Here is a 20,005-nt window from a genome sequence, read left to right on the forward strand (position 1 = left end):
CGAGCAGTTATAGGGAAAACCGTCAGAAGGCCACGGAAGTCTGCACATACAGCGTGCGCGGCTCGCCCACGTACTTGCCCTTGTTGTTGTCGTCGAAGGAGCGGGTGAAGTACTGGTGGTTGAAGAGGTTCTTCACCCCCACCGCCACATTCAGGTCCGACAGCTGCGGGCCGAAGTCATAGCCGGCGCGGGTGCTGAACAGCATGTAGCCGGGAATCCGGCCGTTGCTGCCGTCGGCGCTTTCACGCGAGGTGTTGGCGTTGTCGGCGAACTGGCTGCTCTGGTAGCTGCTGTCGAAGTTGAGCTTCCATGGGCCTTCGGTGTAGCTCACCCCCAGGGTGCCCTTGTGCTTGGAAGAGAAAGGCACGCGATTGCCCTTGTTCGGCCCGTCTTCGCGAATGCGGGCGTCGACATAGGCGTAGGTGGCGTAGACATCGAAGCCCGCCAGCGCCGGATCGAGGCCGTCCAGGGCGTAGTTGATGCTGCTCTCGATGCCCTGGTGGCGGGTTTCGCCGCGGGCGATCACCGTGTCGTTGGTCTGGTTGCTGTCGTACTGGTTGTCGAAGTTGATCAGGAAGGCACCGATCTCCGCCCGCAGGCTGCCGTTGTCATAGCGGGTGCCCATTTCCCAGGTGCGGGCCTTTTCCGGTTTGACTTCGCCACTGGCCACGCGATTGGGCATCTGGCTGTACTGCACGCTGCCGAAGGAGCCTTCGGTATTGGCGTAGAGGTTCCAGCGTTCATTGAGGTGGTACAGCACATTCAACGCCGGCAGCGCGGTGTTGTAGTCGCCCTTGTACTTGACGTTGCTCAGGTTGTTGCTTTGTTGCGACTCGATCATCTCGTAGCGGATGCCCGGGGTCAGGGTCCATTTGCCGATGTCGATCCGGTCGTCGACGAAGAATGCATGGGCCTCGGTGCCGCCGCGGGTGTCGCGGTCGTTGCGGCTGCTGGTGGTGGGCAGTTGCTGGTTGGCGGTCAGTGGCGTGCGATAGCGCAGCTCATGCCCGGCTTCGTTGATATAGCGATAGCCGACCCCGACTTCGTGGCTGCTCTGGCCGAGGTCGAAGCCCTGGGCGAAACGGCTTTCCAGGCCGCGCACCCAGTACTCGCGAGGCGACAGGGAAAGGAAGCTGCCCTGGTTCAGGTAGCCGCTGCGCAGGGTCTTGGTGAAGAAGCTGTTGACGGTGAATTCACGGCGATCCTCCTGGTAGCGATAGCCGACATTGAACATAGTCCGGCGGCCCCAGAACTTGTCGTAGGGGCGGGTCGACTGATACGGGTCGGCCTTGTAGTTCGCCACGTTCAGGCCGCCGGGCATATCCGCCTCGCCTTCGTAGTACTGGGCCATGGCATTGAAGCTGTTGGCGTCGTCGAGCTGGTACTTGCCCTTGAGAATCAGGTCGTCGATCTGCGTGTCGCTGTGCTCGCGCCAGTCACCGCCGCGGGTGCCGGAATACAGCAGGGCGCCGCCCAGGCCGTTGGCATTGGTGCCACCGGCCAGCAGGTTGCCGGTGGTCTTGAAACCGTCATGGCTGGAGGACGGGCTGGTTTCAGTCTGGAACCCACCCTTGACCGTGGGCGCATCGGGGATCGCCCTGGTCACGAAGTTGACGATGCCGCCAACGTTCTGCGGGCCGTAGCGCACGGCGCCGCCGCCACGTACCACGTCCACCGCATCCATATTGCCCATGCTGATCGGGGCGAACGACAGCTGTGGCTGGCCATAAGGCGCAAAAGGCACCGGAATGCCGTCCATCAGCACCGTGGAGCGCGAGGCCAGGCGTGGGTTGAGGCCACGGATGCCGAAGTTCAGCGCCATGTCATGGCTGCCGGTGCCGTTGTTCTCCGGTGCGTTGACCCCGGGAATGCGGTTGAGCACATCCCGGGCCTGGGTCGCACCCTGGCGTTCGAACTCTTCCCGGCGGATCACGTCCCGGGCCCCCGGGTGCTCGAACACATCGCTCTGCTGGGCGTCGCCGAGCCAGTCGCCGACCACGCTGGAGGTTTCCAGGTGCAGCGCCGCCGGGGCTGTTTGCGGGCTGGCCGGTTGCAGGCTGAAGGCCTTGTTGCCCTCGGCCCGGGCTTGCAGGCCGGTGCCTTGCAGCAGGGTTTGCAGGCCCTGTTCCGGGCTGTAGCTGCCTTCCAGGCCCCGGCTCTGCAAGCCGCTGGTGACCTGGGAACCAAAGGAAATCAGCACCCCGGATTCACGCCCGAACTGGTTCAGGGCGTTTTCCAGGCTGGAGGGTGCAATCTGATAACGCTGGGCATCGGCTTCGGCGGCGTGCAGCGTTGGCAGGCTGACCAGGCTCAGGCTGGCGCCCAGCAGCAAGTGGCGCAGGGTGCGAGCCAGGGGCGTGAGGCGGGTGGGGTGCTGGGTCATGAACGGCGATCCTGAGAAGGGGGAATCAAGGTGGCTTTCCTTCTCTGTCACCCGAGCCTGGAAAAACGGCTCACTGAAAATGAAAAATAATTCGACCGACGCAACGACGGCATTCAGGCCCGTGCCTGGACATTGACCCAATAGCGGGTAAAGCGCCGTACCCGCACCGGCAGGCTGATCTCCAGCAAGTCGAGAATCCGTTCGCTGTCGTCCAGGGGATAGCTGCCGGATATCAGCAGGTCCGCCACCTGTGCATCGCAGTGCAGTTGGCCCCGACGGTAGCGGCCCAACTCGTCGAGGAAGTCCGCCAGGCGCATATGCGCCGCCACCAGCATGCCTTCGCTCCAGGCACCGCTGCCGGTATCCAGGGGCCGTGGCGCCTGCCAGTTGTTGCTGCTGAAATCCACCTGCTGCCCGGCGCCAATCCTCGGCGGCGTGGCGCTGTAGTGGCTCGGGGTCAGCTCCACGCTGCCGGAAAACACCGCCAGCTGGCTGCGGTCTCGGAACTGGCGCAGGTTCAAGCGTGCGGCGTCGGGCCGTAGCAGCCCCTGCGCACTCTGCACCAGCAGCGGCCGCGCATCCTTGGCGACGCTGAGCATGATCTCGCCTTCCAGCAGGCGGATCAGCCGCTGCTGGCCATCGAAGCGCACATCCACCGCGCTGCTGGTGTTGAGCTGCAACTGGCTGCCGTCACTCAACTGCAACTGGCGCCGCTGCCCCAGGGCGCTGCGGTAGTCCGCCAGCAGCGGCGGCAGCGGGTTGTGCTCGCGCAGGCCCCAGGCCATGGCCGAGCCGGCGCCCAGAATCAGCAACAGCTTCAGGGCCTGGCGCCGGCTGGTGGATTTCGGTGCATTCAAGGCGGCGTGGGCCAGCGGCGAAGACAAACCACGCAAGCGCTGGTTGACCCGCTGGATATGTTCCCAGGCCCGCTGGTGTTCGCTGTGGGCGTCATGCCATTGCTGCCAGGCCTGCTGCTGGCGCGGGCTCAGCGGCCCGCCCTGCATTTCGATCAGCCAGTGCACCGCTTGTTCGGCCACTGGGTTGCTGAAGTCGGGCTGCTGATTGAACGGGGAATTCATTGCGCTGCTCACCGGGCGAAATAGCAGCGCATGGCCGCCTTGTTCAGGTGACGCTTGACCGTGGCAATCGAGATATTCAATTCCCGGGCTATTTCGGCGTAGGTCAGGCCGTCCAGCTGACACAGCAGGAAGGCCCGCCTCACCGGCGGTGGCAGGCCATCGAGCAAGGCGTCCAGTTCCATCAGGGTCTGCAGGATAATGGCCCGCTCTTCCTCGCAAGGTGCTACCTGCTCCGGCATCTGGGCCAGGGTCTCCAGGTAGGCGCGCTCCAGGTCCTGGCGTCGGTAGTGGTTGCACAACAGCCGTTTGGCGATGGTGGTGAGAAACGCCCGGGGTTCGACCAGGGCGGGTGTTTCCCGAGCGCCCAGCACACGGATAAAGGTGTCCTGGGCCAGGTCGGCGGCGCTATGAGGGCAGCCGAGCCGGCGCCGCAACCAGCTGTTCAACCAGAGGTGATGGTCCTGATAAAGGCCTTCGACGCTAGCGCTATGGGACAAGCCGGACACTCCTGCACCCATTTGGCGCATAAGAGAACAAGAATTGTTCGCATTGTAGTGGTGCGACAGGGCGTTCGGCAATCAGCGTAGGCTGACGGAAGCGCAGCGCTTTCGTCGACGCTTTTTGCGTATGAGAATATTTATCATTAATATCGTCCGCCAGTTTTGTCCGGGGCTCGCCACAATGTGCAGGCTCCCTTTCGCGCTCAGGTGCACAGTTGAAAAGCAAGCTCGGTGCAATTTCCGCTTCCCCTCCCCAGGCCCTCGCTTCGCGGTTTCGCGTCGTGCTGCCTGCGGCCCTGGCGCAAGGCTGAAGCCCGTGATCAATAGCCGACCACCGGCCTCCGCCGACCTGGACCCTGCCGATCTGCCGGGCAGCCGTGCGCACTTCCTCCAGGTGTTCCTTTCCCAGCGCTCGCAGATGGAAGCCCTGGTCAGCCGCCGAGTCGGTTGCCGAGCCACTGCCGCCGACCTGGTGCAGGACCTGTTCCTGCGTTTCTGGCGCCGGCCCCTGGTGCAGGTCGAAGAACTCAGCACCTACCTGCTGCGCTGCGCCGGCAATATCGCCATCGACCATCTGCGCAGCGAAGGCGCCCGGGTGCGGGTCAGCGAAGGCTGGCTGCCGGAGCAGCAGGACAACCAGGGCAGCGAGCCCCAGGCCGCCCTGGAAGCCGGCAACGACCTGCGTCACGTCGAGGCCGCCCTGCGCAGCTTGCCGGAGCGTACCCGGCAGATCTTCCTGCTCAACCGCATCCACGGGCGCAAGTACGCCGAGATCGCCAAGGCCATGGGCCTGTCCCAAAGCGCAGTGGAAAAACATATGATGCGCGCCCTCGAAGCCTGCAAGGCCAGCCTGCGGGAACCCTCGACCCCGCGCACGCCAAGGAATGCACCGTGAACCACAGCGCCAGTGTTACCCCCACGCCTGCCCAAGAGCAGGCCGCCCTGGCCTGGCTGAGCCTGCTCCACGATCAGCCCAGCAGCGGCGACCAGGCCACCTTCAGCCAATGGCTTAAGGCCGACCCGGCGCATGTCGAAGCCTATGCCCAGGCCCAGGTGCTGTGGGAGTTGAGCGAGCAGCCGGCGCGCACCCTGGCGGGCGAAGACGCCTTCGCCCTGCAGGGCCTGCTGCGCGCCATGGATGGGGCCCGGAATCGCGCCCGGCGACGCTGGTCGGCGGGGCTGGCCATGGCCGCCAGTGTGCTGCTGGTGGTGGCCCTGGGTGCCGGTTGGCAGCCGGGTCGCTGGGTCGACGACCTGGGTGCCGATTACGTGTCGGCGCCGGGCCAGGTACGCACAGTGACCTTGGCCGATCAGAGCCAGGTGACCCTGGATGCCGACAGCGCCATCGCCGTGGATTTCAGCCAGGGCGAGCGTCATGTACAGCTGCGCCGCGGCGCTGCGTTCTTCAGCGTCAGCCACACCGGCCAGCCCTTTGTGGTGGCGGCCGGGGAGGGCGAGGCACGGGTGCTGGGCACCCAGTTCGAAGTGCGCCGGCAAGCATCCGGGGCCATGGTCACGGTGCTGTCCGGGCGGGTCGGGGTCAGGGCCGCCCAAGGCGCGCCGCAGCAAGTACTGGGTGCTGGCCAGCAAGTGGCCTACAGCCAGGGCCAGGCGCAGCCCCAGCACGGGGTCGACAGCGAAGCGCAACTGGCCTGGCGCCAGGGCTGGCTGAACTACTATCACGCGCCCCTGGCCGAGGTGGTCGAAGACCTGCGGCGCTATTTCCCCGGGCGCATCCTGCTGCTCGATCAACAGCTGGCGACGCGCCGGGTCAGCGGCAGTTTCTCCAGCCAGGACCCGCAAGCGGTGCTCGACTCCTTGCAGGCGGTGCTCGGCTTCCAGCAGCACAAGGTGCTCGGGAGATTGCTCGTCCTGCGCTGAAAAGCCCGCCCCAGAGCTCCCGAACATTCATCGATATCACTCCGTTCTGTCACTAAACCGTTACATGATGCGCGGATCATCTGCGCATTCCTGAGCACATGGTCAGGATCGGCGAGGGTTGTGATTCAGCTCTCACAAGGGAGGGATGGCTGAAGCAGGAGCAAATCGATGCGCAGCTGGGATGTCGCTAAAAAGAAGAAGGCCCATATCGAAATCATCCCGATGATCGATGTGATGATGTTTCTCCTGGTGTTCTTCGTACTCATCAGTCTCAACGTGATTCCCGCCGTGGGAATCAAGACTCAATTGCCGGTCGCCAGTACCGCGCAACAACTCAAGCCGCAGAATAAGGCAGTGATCACCCTGGGCCTGCAGGAACGCCTGCAACTCGACGGCCATGATCTGGATGAAACTGCACTGCTGGCGCAACTTAAAGTGCTGAATAACGGCGCTGAAAAGTTGGTGATCATTATCAACAGCGATCAGGGCGTGGAAGTTAAGCGCCTGGTTTCGGTGATGGACTTGCTCAAGGGCAATGGCTTCTCTTCCGTCTCCATCGCTACACGCAAGTCCTGACGCCATGTTCAATTTATATAGAACTCGCAAGTGGCTTGCGTGCCTGCTGCCGGCCGGCTTGTTGTTGGTGGTGATCTACAGCAGCCAGTTGCAACAGTTGCAGATCAAGCCGGTGTATGACGAAAGCACGGTGGAAATCGCCCTGGTGGATGCCAGCGAACTGCTGGCCGTGGCCGAACCGCCGCCGCCGGAACCCGAGCCGTTGCCCATCGAGCCGGAACCGCCAGTGGTGGTGCCGGACGAAGAACCGCTGGTGATCGAGCCGCCCAAGCCCAAGCCGCTGGTCAAGCCCAAGCCGCCCACGCCCAAGCCGCTGGTGGCCAAGCCCCAGCCACCCAAGCCTGCGCCTGCGGTGGAAGTGGCCAAGAGTGCTTCCGCAGCACCTCAGCCTGCGGTGGCCGCGGCGCCCCAGCCGGCACCCGCGCCCGCTCCGGCACCCGCGCCGGCGGCGCCCAGCAGTGCCATCAAGGAAAGCCTGTACACCGCCGCTTTGCGCAAGGAACTGGAAAAGCACAAGCAATACCCCAGCGGCCGCGAGGCCTCGTTACAACGTCCCCAGGGCGATGTGGTGATCTGGCTGGAAGTCGACCGGGCCGGCAACGTGCTCGACAGTGGCATCGAAAACAAGGCGCCGAACATGTTGCTCAATCGCGCAGCGCAAACCAGTTTGCGCCGCGTGGAGAAAGTTTCGCCGTTCCCCTCGGAGGCCTTCTCCGGCAAGAACAAGCAACGTTTTACCGCGACCTTTAGTTACAACGTGGAATAAACCCATCACCTATTAACGAAAGTTGTAAGCAAGGGATTGACCCGTGAAGATCAATAAACTTTATGCCCTGCTTCTGGCATCGGGCCTGGGCAGTTTTGCGCCATTGGTTTTGGCCGACGACACTGTCGACGTTGGTGCGGTAAATGTTGCCGGTAAACAGAGCCTGGGCAATGGCCACATGATCAAGGAAGAAAGCGCCAAGGGCCGCTCTACCGTGACCAAGGAAGCCATGGACCAGATGGCGCCCACCGCCAACGCGGTGGACAAGCTCAAGTACACCCCGGGGATCAACGTCTCCAGCACCGATGCCACGGGCCTCAGTGGCACCAACTTCAGCATGCGCGGGATGAACTCCGACCAGGTCGGGCTTTCCGCCGATGGTTTCCCGATCAACGACTCCGGTGACTACAGCATCTACCCCAACCTGATGGGCGACCCGGAGAACTTCAGCGAAGTCTTCGTCACCCAGGGTTCGTCCGAGGCCGATGGCCCGCACATCGGCTCCAGTGGTGGCAACATCGGCCTGGTGACCGTCCGCCCGACCAAGGACTTCGGCGTGTTCGCCAAGCAGTCGGTCGGCTCCAACAATGTGCGCAAGACCTTCGCCCGCTTGAACACCGGCGACCTGGGCGGCTTCAAGACCTGGGTCTCGGCCTCCCATACCGAAGGCGACAAGTGGAAGGGCAAGGGCACCCTGCGCGCCGACAAGATCGAATGGAGCACCTTGTTCGAAGACGGCAACGGCAACTCCACCCAAGCCATCGTCAAGTACAACAAGCAGGAAAACTACAACTACAACAGCGTCAGCAAATCCCAGTTCCAGACCCTGGGCCGGCGGGTGGACTACTCGGAAAGCACCGTGTTCAAGAACGGCAGCGTGTCCCAGTCCTACAAGCTCAACCGCAACCCCTTCGAGAGCGTGACCGCCTCGGTGACCCAGCGCTTCCAACTGCGTGACGACCTGAGCCTGACCTTCAACCCCTACTACGTGTGGTCCAACGGCGGCAGCTTCAGCGGCCAGACCGCCACCACGCTGTCCAGCACCTCGAGCAAGGCCGGTAACTACGACCTTTCCGGGCTGCCCAGCGGCACCTACTACCGGCCCTCCTGGACCGAGACCTGGCGCCCCGGCATGACCACCAAGCTCAAGTGGGACCTCAACGAAGAACACAGCCTGGATATCGGCTACTGGTACGAGCGCGCTCGCCAGCGCCAGACCCAGCCGTTTATCGGCATCAAGGGCAATGGCGCACCGGAGAATGTCTGGGGCGACTACAACGGTTCCGACCAGTTGGTGGACCGCAACGGCGCCACCGTGCAGGGCCGCCACCAGTACACCGTGACCCCGGCGCAGAAGCTGTGGATCCAGGACACCTGGCTGGCCACCCCGGACCTGACCCTGACCGGGGCCCTGGCCTACCAGTACGTGGAGCGTGACGGCGACAACCTCGGCAGCCTCACCGACAAGCCGGAAAAGCGTAACGCCAAGTACCACCAGTTCCTGCCGACCTTCAACGCCAAGTACCAGATCGACCCCAATAACCAGGCGTTCTACAACGTCACCCGCAATATGCGTACGCCGCCCAACTACGTGCTCTACAACAAGGGCGATTCCATCAGCCTGAAACCCGAGCTGAGCTGGAACCAGGAGCTGGGCTGGCGCTACAGCGACGACGCCATGTCACTCAGCGCGACCCTGTTCTACATCACCTTCAAGGACCGGCAGATCTCCACCACCGACCTCAATGGCGACTATGTGGTGGCCAACGTCGGCGAGGTGAAGAACCGTGGCCTGGAGCTGGAGTGGAGCGGCCTGCTGCCGCACAACTTCAACTACTACGCCTCCTACACCTACACCAAGTCGGAGCAGATGGACGATTTGACCAACAAGAACGTGCTGCTGCCGACCTCCGGCAAACAGCTGACCAACGTTCCGCAGAACATGTTCAACCTGAGCCTGGGCTACGACGACTCGCGCTACTACGGCAACGTGGTGGGCAAGTACGTCGGGGCTTTCTACGGTGACCTGACCAACGACGAGAAGATCTCCGGGCGCACGGTGTTCGACCTCAACGCCGGTATTCACCTGCCGGTGGACAAGAAGGTGCTGAAGTCCGCGACCCTGCGTTTCTCCATGCTCAACGTGTTCGACAAGGAATACCTGGCGTCGGTGCGCACCGTATCGTTCAACTCGGTGAAGACCAATGGCCTGGCGCCAAGCACCGCCTTCTACAACGTCGGTGAGGAACGCACCGCGATGGTCTCCCTGGAAGCCGCGTTCTGATTCGCATCAGGCACAAGAGGAAATGACGATGGACATGAATCTGCTGCACGACATCACCTTCTACACCATGTACGGCGCCGCCGCGATTGCCGCCTTTATCGCCGTGGAACGGGGCATCTACTTCAGCTACAGCCTGCGCCAGGCGAAGAAGCTGGAGACCGTGCTCAACCCCAAGATGCACAGTGTCGACGACCTGCCCGCCGAGCTGCGCGAACGCAACAGCCTGCCCCTGGAGATGGTTGCCGAGCTGTTTGCCCACAAGCACGGGCTGGCCAGCCACAAGGACCTGGAAGACCTCAGCGAGTCGATCTACATCGCCACCCGCAGCAAGCTGATGCATGGCCTGTGGCTGCTGGAAACCGTGGTGACCGCGGCGCCGCTGCTGGGCCTGCTGGGCACCATCCTGGGGATTATCGACACCTTCAAGGCCCTGGCCGAAACCGGCGTCAGCGACCCGGGCGAAGTGTCCAAGGGCATCGGCACTGCGCTCTATGCCACAGCCCTGGGTATCGCCATCGCACTGGGCAGCATGCTCTTTCACAACCACTTCCAGGACCGGGTGGAGCGCATCACCGACCACCTGAAAATCCTCCTGTTGCGCGCCGGCATGGGCACAGCCCTGAAGACCCCGCCAGCACCGCAAGCCATCCACGGCAGCCTGCAACCTGCCTGATGGTCTAATCTGCGGCCGCTGCCGCAGGCCCTGATCGACGGCGAGGCCGGTGCTGGTTCCCTGCACCCTTCGCCGACTGAGCATGGCCTGCGTCGGCGTTTTTTTTCGACTCTGCAAGGATTTCTTTTATGTCGCGTCTTCGTCCCACGCCCCGCTTGCTGGGGGCCCTGAGCCTGGCCCTGGTGACCCTGGCCGGTTGCAGTTCGCTGCCTCGCGAGCCGCAGCCGGTGGCGGTGAATATCGTCGCCATCAACGACCTGCACGGTTACCTGCAAGCCAACCCCTTCGGCTACAAGGACCCTCAAGCCCCGGGCGGCGTGCGCAAGCTGCAAGCCGGCGGCATCGCCACCCTGGGCGGCATGCTCAACCAGTTGCGCCAGCAGGACCCACAGCTGCTGTTTATCGGCGCCGGCGACCTGGTGGGGGGCAGCCCGCCGCTGTCGGCCATGTGGGCCGACGAGCCGACCCTGGACGCCCTGCGCCAGATGGGCATGAAACTCAGCGCCATCGGCAACCATGAGCTGGACAACGGCAAGGCCGAGTTCCTCCGTCAGCTCAATGGCGGCTGCCAGTCGTCGCGGCCGGACAAGGCCTGCCAGTTCCGCCCGAACTTCCCGGGCAGCGGCTTCCCCTACCTGGCGGCCAACATCATGGACAGCGACACCGGCCAGCCGCTGCTGCCTGCCTATCGCATCGAAGAGGTGCACGGGGTCAAGGTGGCCTTTGTCGGCGCCGTGCTGCGGGACGTGGCCTCGGTGGTCAGTGCCAAGGGCATGCGCGGTTTGCAGGTGGCGGATGAAGCCGAGTCCATCAACCGGCTGATCCCCGAGCTCAAGGCCCAGGGCGCCAACGCCATCGTTGCCGTGGTGCACCAGGGCGGCGCCACCCCGGAGCCGTTCGACAAGCAGGACTGCTCGCAGCTGGGCGGCGATATTGTCGATGTGGCCAAGCGCCTGGACCCGGCAGTGGACGTGCTGATCAGCGCCCACTCGCACCAGGGCTACCTGTGCAAGGTGGGGCCGCTGCTGGTGACCCAGGGCAACTCCTACGGCCACCTGCTGACTCACCTGACCTTGCAGGTGACCCCGGGGCAGCATCGGGTCACCGCTATCCAGGCACTCAACCTGGTGGCCGATCCGGCACGTTATCCACAGGACCCGGCCCTGGCCCGCCTGCAACAGGAGGTGGAGGCCCGCAGCAACCAGGTGCTGCAACAGCCGGTGGCGGCGATTGGCGCGGCGTCCATCACCCGCCGTGAAGACCCGGCCGGGGAAATGCCCCTGGGCGACCTGATTGCCGATGCCCACTTGGCCGGCGGCCAGGCCCACGGCGCGCAGATCGCCTTTATGAACAACGGCGGCATCCGCAGCGACCTGACCCTGGAACCGGGACAGACCCGCCTCAACTATGGGCAACTGGCGACCCTGCAACCCTTCAACAACAACCTGGTCGCCTTCGACCTGAATGGCCGACAGATCGAGCAGGTGCTCAACCAGCAATGGAAGGCCGCGGACGATGCCAACATCCTGCAAGTATCCCAGGGCTTCAGCTATCGCTGGGATGCCCTGCGCCCGCTGGACAGCCGCGTAGTGCCGGGCAGTGTGCGGCTCAATGGCCAGCCGCTGCGCGCCGATGCCAACTACCGGCTGGTGATGAACGGGTTCCTGGCCGATGGCGGCGATCGTTTCAGCCTGTTCAAGAGCGGCGTCAATCGCGCCGACCTGGGCGTCAGCGACCTGGACGCCACCCTGCACTACCTCAAGGCGCAGGAGCAGCAGGGCAAGCCTGCGGGTTCCGCCACCAGCGCCGGGCGTATCCAGCGCCTCAACTAGAGGTTGCTGCATCGCGGCGGCCACGCCGCGATGCAGCCCGACAGCTGTCGCCCAGGCGTTCATCCGGCGCCGTCAGGGCCCAGCTCAATGGCCGGGACGAAAATATTTTCAGAAACAGATGAGGTCTTTGCGTTCGACATCCGTGTAATGCGTGGAAGTGCGACTAATTCGCATTCACGGCGCTTATCCACGCGAGTCTCAAGCATGAAGTCCAGGGTCAATTCGGCGGCAAAGGTTTCGGTCAAAAACTGGTTCGGCGCATCCGCGCTAGTGGTTTCAGGGATGGCGCTGCTGCCCCTCGGCGTGGCCATCGCGGCCCAGGCCGGCAGTGAGCAGCACAGTGCGCTGTTCAACTTCGCCATTGCCGCCAAGCCACTGCCCCAGGCCCTCAGCGACTTCACCCGGGTGACCGGGATCAGCGTGGTCTACACCGATGAAGCGCCCTACAGCCTCCAGGCTCCGGCCGTCAGCGGCCAGCTCAGTGCCGAGCAAGCCCTGCAACGCCTGTTGGGCAATTCCGGCTTCACCTACCGGCACAGTGATGCCCATACCCTGGTGCTCGAACCTCTGCCACGCAATGGCGGGGTGAACCTGGGGGCCATCAGTGTCACCGCCCAGGGCAACAATGACAGCACCAGCTACCAGCCACCGGCTACCACCTCGGTGGCTCGCTCCCAGGCGCTGAACCAGGAAATCCCGCAGATCATCAACGTGGTGCCGGCCCAGGTGCTGCGCGATCAAGCCCCGCGCAACCTGGACGATGCCCTGGCCAATGTCAGCGGCATCACCCAGACCAACACCCTGGGCGGCACCCAGGACGCGGTGCTGCTGCGCGGCTTTGGCGACAACCGCAACGGTTCGATCATGCGTGACAGCATGCCGGTGGTGCAGGGTCGGGCGTTGAACGCCACGGCGGAGCGGGTGGAAGTGCTCAAGGGCCCGTCGTCGTTGCTGTACGGCATCCAGGACCCGGGCGGCGTGGTCAACGTGGTCAGCAAGAAGCCCGAGCTGCAGCAGTCCACGGCCCTGACCCTGCGTGGCTCGACCTACGGCTCGGGCAAGAACGGCAGCGGCGGCGGCCTGGATACCACCGGGCCAATCGGCGATTCAGGGCTGGCCTATCGGCTGATCGTCGACCATGAAGACGAAGACTACTGGCGCAATTTCGGCACCCATCGCGAATCCCTGGTGGCGCCGTCCCTGGCCTGGTACGGCGAGCGTACCAAGCTGCTGCTGGCCTATGAGCACCGCGAATTCCTCACCCCGTTCGACCGCGGCACGGCCATCGATCCCAAGACCAACCACCCGCTGGATATCCCGGCCAGCCGGCGCCTGGACGAGCCGTTCAACAATATGCAAGGGCGCTCGGACCTGTACCGCTTTGAAGCCGACCACGAACTCAACGACGACTGGAAGGCCCACTTCGGCTACAGCTGGAACCGCGAAACCTACGACGCCAGCCAGGTGCGGATCACCAAGGTCAATAACAACGGCACCCTGACCCGGACCATGGACGGCACCCGTGACGCCCTGACCACCGACCGCTACGCCACCCTCAGCCTGGAAGGCAAGGTGCAACTGGCGGGCATGCAGCATGACCTGGTGTTCGGCCTGGATGACGAGTACCGCAAGATCTACCGCGCCGACCTGATCCGTGGTACCCCCACCAGCTTCAACTACCTGAACCCGGTGTACGGCCAGCAAGTGGCCGGCACCAACGTCGGGGCCCCGGACAGCGACCAGACCGACCTGCTGCGCAGCGATTCGCTGTTCTTCCAGGACGCCATCCACCTCACCGACCAGTGGATCCTGGTGGGCGGCGGACGCTTCCAGGAATACGACCAGTACGCCGGCAAGGGGCGGCCGTTCCACGTCAACACCGACAGCAGCGGGCAGAAGTTCGTGCCCCGTGCCGGCCTGGTGTATCGCTACACCGAGCAGCTGTCGTTCTATGGCAGCTACACCGAGTCGTTCAAGCCCAACTCCAGCATCGCCCAGCTGGCCGGTGGCACCGCGGTGCTCGACGGCTCCATTGAACCGGAAGAGGCCAAGTCCTGGGAACTGGGGGCCAAGCTGGATATCCCCGGGCGCATCACCGCCAGCGCGGCGCTGTTCGATATCACCAAGCGCAATGTGCTGGTGACCACCGCCACGGCCAGCGAGACCGTCACCAGCGTCGCCGGTGAAGTGCATTCCCAGGGCCTGGAACTGGACCTGACCGGCCAGCTCAGCGATCAGTGGAGCCTGATCGGCAGCTACGCCTACACCGATGCCGAAGTGACCAAGGACACCCAGTACAAGGGCAAGCAATTGCAGAACGTGGCCAAGCACAGCGGCTCGTTGTCGGCGGTCTACGACTTCGGCAGCCTGCTGGGTGGCGACCGCCTGCGGGTCGGTGCCGGTGCCCGCTATGTGGGCGAGCGCGCCGGGGATGCACCCAACAGCTTCGACCTGCCGGGCTACACCGTGGCCGATGCCTTCGCCACCTACGACACCAAGCTCGAAGGGCAGAAGGTCAAGTTCCAGCTGAATGTGAAGAACCTGTTCGACAAGACCTACTACACCTCCTCGGCCAGCAAGCTCTTCGTCTCCATGGGCGATGCGCGCCAGGTGTCGCTGTCCAGCACGTTGGAGTTCTGATGAAGACCTGGAACCTGCTGTGGCTGGCCCTGGCTTTTGCCGGCGTGGCCCAGGCGGCGCAGCCGGTGGTGGCGCCGGCGGATACGCGGCTGTACCACCGCGAGCATCAGACCCTGCTGCCGGGTTCTGGTAGCAGCTGGGGATTCATCACCCTGGACCCGAGCCGGCCTTATCTGTACCTGGCGCGACGGGAGAACGGCCTGAGCGTGTTCGATGTGGCCAAGCAGCGTCCGCTGCGCACCCTTGACGATTCGGTCGGCGCCAATGGCGTGGTGCTGGTGCCCGAACTGGACCGGCTGCTGGTGCTCAATACCGACGGCAGCCTGGGAGTGGTGCAGTTATCCACACTCAAGCCGCTCAAGCGCATCGCCGTGACTCAAAGCAATCTCAACAGCGCGGTGTACGAACCCAAGACCGGACAGGTGATCATTGTCAGCGGGCGCCGGGCTGATCGTTCGACGCTGTTTGTCTTTGATCCCAAAGAGGAGCGGATCACCGCTGCCCACGAGCTGGCGGTGAAGAAGATCGACCCGCTGCTGCTCAAGGGCGACGGCAGCTTTTTCCTGCCGATGCGCGATGAGGGCACCCTCGCGCGGCTGTCGTCCAGCAGCTTCAAGGTGCTGGATCGCTGGCAGTATCCCGAATGCCAGCGGCCCAGCGCCCTGGCCCAGGATGAGCAGCGCGGGCGTCTGTTCGTCGCCTGCCGTGGCGAACGGCCGCTGCTGCTGGTGCTCGACCGCGACAGCGGCGCGCTGCAGGCCCGCCTGCCAATCAGCCGTGACGTCAACGCCCTGGCCTACGACCCCGAGGCCAGGCGCTTGTTGATTGCCAGCGGGGTGGACGCCAACCTCAGTGTCATCGCCCAGCTGGATGCCGACCACTATCAGCCCCTGGGCACGGTCAGTACCCAACCCATGGCCTACAACATGGCGTTCGATCCCCAGAGTCGGCGGGTGTACCTGGCGGCCATGGACTTCACCCAGCCGGCCGCCAGCCCCGAGGAACCCAAGCCGGACCCGCTGTTCCACGCCAACACCTTCAGCATCCTCACCCTGGCGCCCTAAGCCAGCGGCAAGCGGCAAGCAGTTTTCAGCTTGGCGCTTGCCGCTTGAAACTTGGCGCTGCCCCCAGAGCCTGCCGGTACTCGCCGGGCGTAGCGCCCAGGGCTTGGCGAAAGCGGTTGGTGAAGTGGCTGGCACTGGAAAAGCCGCAGGCCAGGGCAATCTCGCCCAAGGGCAGGTGGCTGTGGCGCAGCAGTTGCCGGGCCCGGCCCAGGCGCCGGGCCAGCAGGTACTGGTGGGGCGGCAGGCCGAAGCTTGCACGGAACATGCGAGCGAAGTGGTACTCGGAAAGGGCACACAAGCCGGCCAACTGGCCCAGGCTCAGCGGCGCGTCCAGCTGGCTGTCGATGTAGTCCACCAGCAGCCGTCGCTGGTGCGCGGCCAAGCCGCCTTTCAAGCGCAGGCCCTGACGCAGGCCCACCTGGTTGAGCAGGGCATGGCTGAGCATTTCGTGGGCCAGGCTGCTGGTCAACAGGCGCTCGCCGGGCTCCTCCCAGTTCAGGCGGATCAACTGCCCAAAGCGCAAGGTCTGCTGCGAATCGTCGAGAAAGGTGCTTTCGCGCAGTTGCAGCGCCCGGGGCTCGCGGTCCAGCAGGGTGACGCAGCCCAGGGCGAATTGCTCGGGGCTGAAATACACATGGGCCAGGCGGATTTCGCCATTGATCACCCAGGCCGACTGGTGCTCGGCGGGCAAGATGCACAGCTTGCCCGGCGCGCCCTTGCTGCCCGGCCGGTCGCGGCGGAAGGTGCCGGTGCCGCCGGCGATGTAGCAGGACAGGGTGTGATGGCTGGGCGCCTGGTACTCCTGGGCGTCGTGGTGGTTGCTCCACAAGGCCGCGGACAAGCCGTCACCCAGCTCGGCGCTGTGCTCCAGGCGAGCATGGGGCGAGCGGTTCAGGGCTTGGAAAACTTGCAGGGTATCCAGGGCGGGCATGGTGGGTACTTCAACTGCTGGTGTTTCGCATCCTACTCCCAGACGCCCGCGCTGCCAGCCCGGCGCCGATAAAAAGCGCAAGTTTATGCAAGCGCGGGCAGCGGGCGGGGCGGGAAACTGTGCGCCTTACCAAGGAGTCGCGCCATGAACCTATCGCTGTATTTGCTCACCGTGCTGATCTGGGGCACCACCTGGATCGCCCTGAAACTGCAACTGGGGGTGGTGGCGATTCCGGTGTCCATCGTCTATCGCTTTGCCCTGGCGGCCCTGGTGCTGTTCGTCATCCTGCTGCTGGCGCGCAAGCTGCAACCGATGAACCGCCGTGGCCACCTGATCTGCCTGGCCCAGGGCCTGTGCCTGTTCTGTGTCAACTTCATGTGTTTTCTGCACGCCAGCCAATGGATTCCCAGCGGCCTGGTGGCGGTGGTGTTTTCCACCGCAACCCTGTGGAACGCCCTGAATGCCCGAGTGTTCTTCGGCCAGCGAATTGCCCGCAACGTGCTGCTGGGCGGCGGCCTGGGGCTGCTGGGCCTGGGGTTGCTGTTCTGGCCGGAACTGGTGAGCCATAGTGCCAGCCCGCAAACCCTGCTGGGCCTGGGCTTGGCGCTGCTGGGCACCCTGTGCTTCTCGGCGGGCAACATGCTCTCCAGCCTGCAGCAGAAGGCCGGGCTCAAGCCCCTGACCACCAATGCCTGGGGCATGGCCTACGGCGCTGGGATGCTGGCGTTGTATTGCCTGAGCCAGGGCATTGCCTTCGAAGTGGACTGGAGCACGCGCTACATAGGTTCGCTGCTGTACCTGGTGATTCCGGGATCGGTGATCGGCTTCACCGCCTACCTGACCCTGGTGGGGCGCATGGGCCCGGAGCGGGCGGCCTATTGCACCGTGCTGTTCCCGGTGGTGGCGCTGAATGTCTCGGCCTTTGCCGAAGGCTACCAGTGGACCGCCCCGGCCCTGGCCGGGCTGGTGGCGGTGATGCTGGGCAACCTGTTGGTGTTCCGCAAACCCAAGCCGCAGGTGATGGCCAAGGCGGCCACCGCCTGAGCAGGCTTCAACCCTTCCACACCTGCGGGTTGACCAGGTCCTGCGGGCGCTCGCCCAGCAGGGCGCTGCGCAGGTTGCTGATGGCGCGCTCGGCCATGGCGTCGCGGGTCTCGGTGGTGGCCGAGCCAATGTGCGGCAGGGTCACGGCATTCTGCAGCTGGAACAAAGGCGACTGCGCCAGCGGCTCCTTCTCGTACACATCCAGCCCGGCGCCGCGGATCTGGCCCTTCTGCAAGGCTTCGATCAGCGCCGGCTCGTCCACCACCGGGCCGCGGGAAATATTCACCAGAATCGCTTCGGGCTTCATCAGCGCTAGTTCGCGATGGCTGATCAGGTGCCGGGTCTGCTCGCTCAGGGGCACCACCAGGCAGACGAAATCCGCCTCGGCGAGCAACTGCTCAAGGCTGCGAAACTGGGCGCCCAGCTCCTGTTCCAGGGCACTCTTGCGGCTGTTGCCGCTATAAAGGATGGGCATGCCGAACCCCAGGCGGCCACGGCGAGCGATGGCCGCGCCGATATTGCCCATGCCGACAATCCCTAAGGTCTTGCCATGCACATCGCAACCGAACAGCGCCGGGCCGACGCTGGCCTGCCAGTGTCCGGCCTTGGTCCAGGCGTCCAGTTCGGCCACCCGTCGGGCACTGCTCATGATCAGGGCGAAGGCCAGGTCGGCGGTGCTTTCGGTGAGCACGTCTGGGGTGTTGGTGAGCATCAGCCCGCGCTGGTTGAAGTAGTCCAGGTCGTAGTTGTCGTAGCCCACCGAGATGCTCGACACCACTTCCAGTTGCGCCCCGTGCTCCAGCTGCGCGCGCCCCAGCTTGCGCCCGACGCCGATCAGGCCGTGGGCCCGGGGCAGGGCCTCATTGAACTGCGCGGCAATATCCCCGTGCTTGGGGTTGGGCACTATGACCTCGAAATCCTGTTGCAGGCGTTCGGTCATGGCGGGGGTGATGCGGCTGAAGGCGAGTACGGTCTTTTTCATCGCGGCAAGGCTCGTCAGGCGGGAAAGAATGCCAAGCAAGCTAACATTTTTGCTGCTGCATGCGTAGAAGCTGCCTGGTGTAGGCGTCCGCAAGAGCAACGCCAGGCTCAGGGGCCTCTTCGCCGGCAAGCCGGTTCCTGTGGGCGAGGGCGGTCGATGGTGGCCCTGCGGCTCAGTTGGCCACGCGCGCGCCGGCCAGGCTGCCGCTCAGTTCATGGGCCGCCAGTTCCGCCTGGTGCGCGGCGAGGATCTCCGGCAGGAAGCCGCGCAGGTATTCGACCCAGGTCTTGATCTTGGCGTCCAGGTACTGGCGCGATGGGTAGATGGCGTACAGGTTCAGCTCCTGGGAGCGGTACTGGGGCATCACCCGCACCAGGGTGCCGTTGCGCAGGCCCTCGATGGCCGCGTACAGCGGCAGCACGCCAACCCCCATGCCGCTGATGATCGCGGTTTTCATCGCATCGGCGGAGTTGACCAGGAATGGCGAGCTGTTGATGGTTACCAGCTCTTGGCCTTCGGGGCCGTCGAACAGCCATTTCTCCAGGGGAATCACCGGGCTCACCAGGCGCAGGCAGGCGTGGTTCAGCAGGTCACTGGGCTTCTGGGCGCAGCCGTTGGCTTTCACATAGGCCGGCGAGGCGCAGACGATGCTGTAGGTGATGCCCAGGCGCTGGGAAACGAAACCCGAATCCGGCAGCTCGCTGGCCAGCACGATGGACACGTCGTACCCCTCGTCCAGAAGGTCCGGCACGCGGTTGGCCATGGTCAGGTCGAAGGTCACGTCCGGGTGGGTCTTGCGGTAATGGGCGATGGCGTCGATCACGAAGTGCTGGCCGATGCCGGTCATGGTGTGCACTTTCAACTGGCCTGAGGGGCGGGCGTGGGCGTCGCTGGCCTCGGCCTCGGCTTCCTCGACATAGGCCAGGATCTGTTCGCAGCGCAGCAGGTAGCGCTTGCCGGCTTCGGTCAGGGCGATGCGGCGGGTGGTGCGGTTGAGCAGGCGGGTTTGCAGGTGCGCCTCAAGGTTGGAGACGGCGCGCGAGACGTTGGCCGTGGTGGTGTCCAGCTGCACCGCGGCGGCGGTGAAGCTGCCAGCCTCGGCCACACAACTGAAGGCGCGCATGTTTTGCAAGGTGTCCATGGAGTGCTCTCAGGGGAGATGGCAAATTGTGACACGAAGTTACGGGGGCTTGGATAGACGACAAAGGGATTATCGCGTTTACGGTAACAAAGATTCACAGGAATCCCAGCTTATCGTCGGGCGGGGCTCACCCTAGAATTGCCCCGATCTCTGGGACCCGGTTCGCCGGTGAAGCGCCTCCAGGCCCATCGCGGTGTCTGGAACGCCGGTCAGCGGGTGCCCGAGAGAG

At 64.4% G+C, this 20,005-nt stretch carries 16 protein-coding genes; 10 read left to right on the forward strand and 6 right to left on the reverse strand.

All coding sequences use genetic code 11. The features are described from left to right. Positions 1–22: 22 nt before the first annotated feature. From fecA to J4P02_RS20215, 3 genes are all read right to left on the reverse strand, one after another. Positions 23–2,383, reverse strand: a complete 2,361-nt coding sequence (gene fecA, locus J4P02_RS20205) for a TonB-dependent Fe(3+) dicitrate receptor FecA (protein ID WP_426193480.1) — start codon at positions 2,381–2,383, stop codon at positions 23–25. 113 nt (positions 2,384–2,496) lie between these two features. Next, positions 2,497–3,462, reverse strand: coding sequence for a FecR domain-containing protein (locus tag J4P02_RS20210; RefSeq protein WP_426193482.1), 966 nt, complete (start codon positions 3,460–3,462; stop codon positions 2,497–2,499). Between the two features lie 8 nt (positions 3,463–3,470). Next, positions 3,471–3,980: a sigma-70 family RNA polymerase sigma factor gene (locus J4P02_RS20215; protein ID WP_426193484.1), complete on the reverse strand. Its 510-nt coding sequence runs from the start codon at positions 3,978–3,980 to the stop codon at positions 3,471–3,473. Positions 3,981–4,281: 301 nt separating this feature from the next. Here J4P02_RS20215 and J4P02_RS20220 point away from each other — a divergent pair, with 301 nt between their 5' ends. From J4P02_RS20220 to J4P02_RS20260, 9 genes are all read left to right on the forward strand, one after another. Further along, positions 4,282–4,857 carry an RNA polymerase sigma factor gene (locus J4P02_RS20220; protein WP_426193662.1) on the forward strand — a complete coding sequence of 192 codons (576 nt, stop codon included), beginning with the start codon at positions 4,282–4,284 and terminating at the stop codon, positions 4,855–4,857. Further along, a complete protein-coding gene (locus tag J4P02_RS20225; RefSeq protein ID WP_426193486.1) occupies positions 4,854–5,843 on the forward strand; it encodes a FecR family protein in 990 nt (329 codons plus the stop codon). The genes J4P02_RS20220 and J4P02_RS20225 overlap by 4 nt, the downstream gene beginning before the upstream one ends. Before the next feature lie 168 nt (positions 5,844–6,011). Continuing rightward, on the forward strand, positions 6,012–6,419 hold the full coding sequence (locus J4P02_RS20230; protein WP_426193488.1) for an ExbD/TolR family protein: 408 nt from the start codon (positions 6,012–6,014) through the stop codon (positions 6,417–6,419). Positions 6,420–6,423: 4 nt separating this feature from the next. After that, complete coding sequence (locus J4P02_RS20235; protein WP_426193490.1) at positions 6,424–7,185, forward strand: energy transducer TonB family protein; 762 nt, start codon at positions 6,424–6,426, stop codon at positions 7,183–7,185. Between the two features lie 43 nt (positions 7,186–7,228). Further along, positions 7,229–9,469 (forward strand): TonB-dependent receptor family protein, encoded by a 2,241-nt coding sequence (locus tag J4P02_RS20240; RefSeq protein WP_426193492.1) that lies wholly within the window; start codon positions 7,229–7,231, stop codon positions 9,467–9,469. A 28-nt stretch (positions 9,470–9,497) separates the two neighbouring features. Beyond that, complete coding sequence (locus J4P02_RS20245) at positions 9,498–10,142, forward strand: MotA/TolQ/ExbB proton channel family protein (RefSeq protein ID WP_426193494.1); 645 nt, start codon at positions 9,498–9,500, stop codon at positions 10,140–10,142. Between the two features lie 128 nt (positions 10,143–10,270). Continuing rightward, on the forward strand, positions 10,271–11,974 hold the full coding sequence (locus J4P02_RS20250; protein ID WP_426193496.1) for a bifunctional metallophosphatase/5'-nucleotidase: 1,704 nt from the start codon (positions 10,271–10,273) through the stop codon (positions 11,972–11,974). Positions 11,975–12,178: 204 nt separating this feature from the next. Next, positions 12,179–14,614 carry a TonB-dependent siderophore receptor gene (locus J4P02_RS20255; protein ID WP_426193498.1) on the forward strand — a complete coding sequence of 812 codons (2,436 nt, stop codon included), beginning with the start codon at positions 12,179–12,181 and terminating at the stop codon, positions 14,612–14,614. Next, positions 14,614–15,678, forward strand: coding sequence for a hypothetical protein (locus J4P02_RS20260; protein ID WP_426193500.1), 1,065 nt, complete (start codon positions 14,614–14,616; stop codon positions 15,676–15,678). The genes J4P02_RS20255 and J4P02_RS20260 overlap by 1 nt, the downstream gene beginning before the upstream one ends. 25 nt (positions 15,679–15,703) lie before the next feature. Here J4P02_RS20260 and J4P02_RS20265 read toward each other — a convergent pair whose 3' ends face one another. Then, positions 15,704–16,609 carry a helix-turn-helix domain-containing protein gene (locus tag J4P02_RS20265; RefSeq protein WP_426193502.1) on the reverse strand — a complete coding sequence of 302 codons (906 nt, stop codon included), beginning with the start codon at positions 16,607–16,609 and terminating at the stop codon, positions 15,704–15,706. A 144-nt stretch (positions 16,610–16,753) separates the two neighbouring features. Between J4P02_RS20265 and J4P02_RS20270 the strand changes: the two genes are divergently transcribed. Then, positions 16,754–17,653 carry a DMT family transporter gene (locus J4P02_RS20270; RefSeq protein ID WP_426193504.1) on the forward strand — a complete coding sequence of 300 codons (900 nt, stop codon included), beginning with the start codon at positions 16,754–16,756 and terminating at the stop codon, positions 17,651–17,653. A 7-nt stretch (positions 17,654–17,660) separates the two neighbouring features. Here J4P02_RS20270 and J4P02_RS20275 read toward each other — a convergent pair whose 3' ends face one another. Further along, entirely contained in the window at positions 17,661–18,635 is a 975-nt protein-coding gene (locus J4P02_RS20275) for a 2-hydroxyacid dehydrogenase (protein WP_426193506.1), read from the reverse strand. A 172-nt stretch (positions 18,636–18,807) separates the two neighbouring features. Next, a complete protein-coding gene (locus J4P02_RS20280; RefSeq protein ID WP_426193508.1) occupies positions 18,808–19,776 on the reverse strand; it encodes a LysR family transcriptional regulator in 969 nt (322 codons plus the stop codon). Positions 19,777–20,005: the final 229 nt, after the last annotated feature.

The organism is Pseudomonas sp. NFXW11, assembly GCF_049887815.1.
GTDB lineage: Bacteria > Pseudomonadota > Gammaproteobacteria > Pseudomonadales > Pseudomonadaceae > Aquipseudomonas.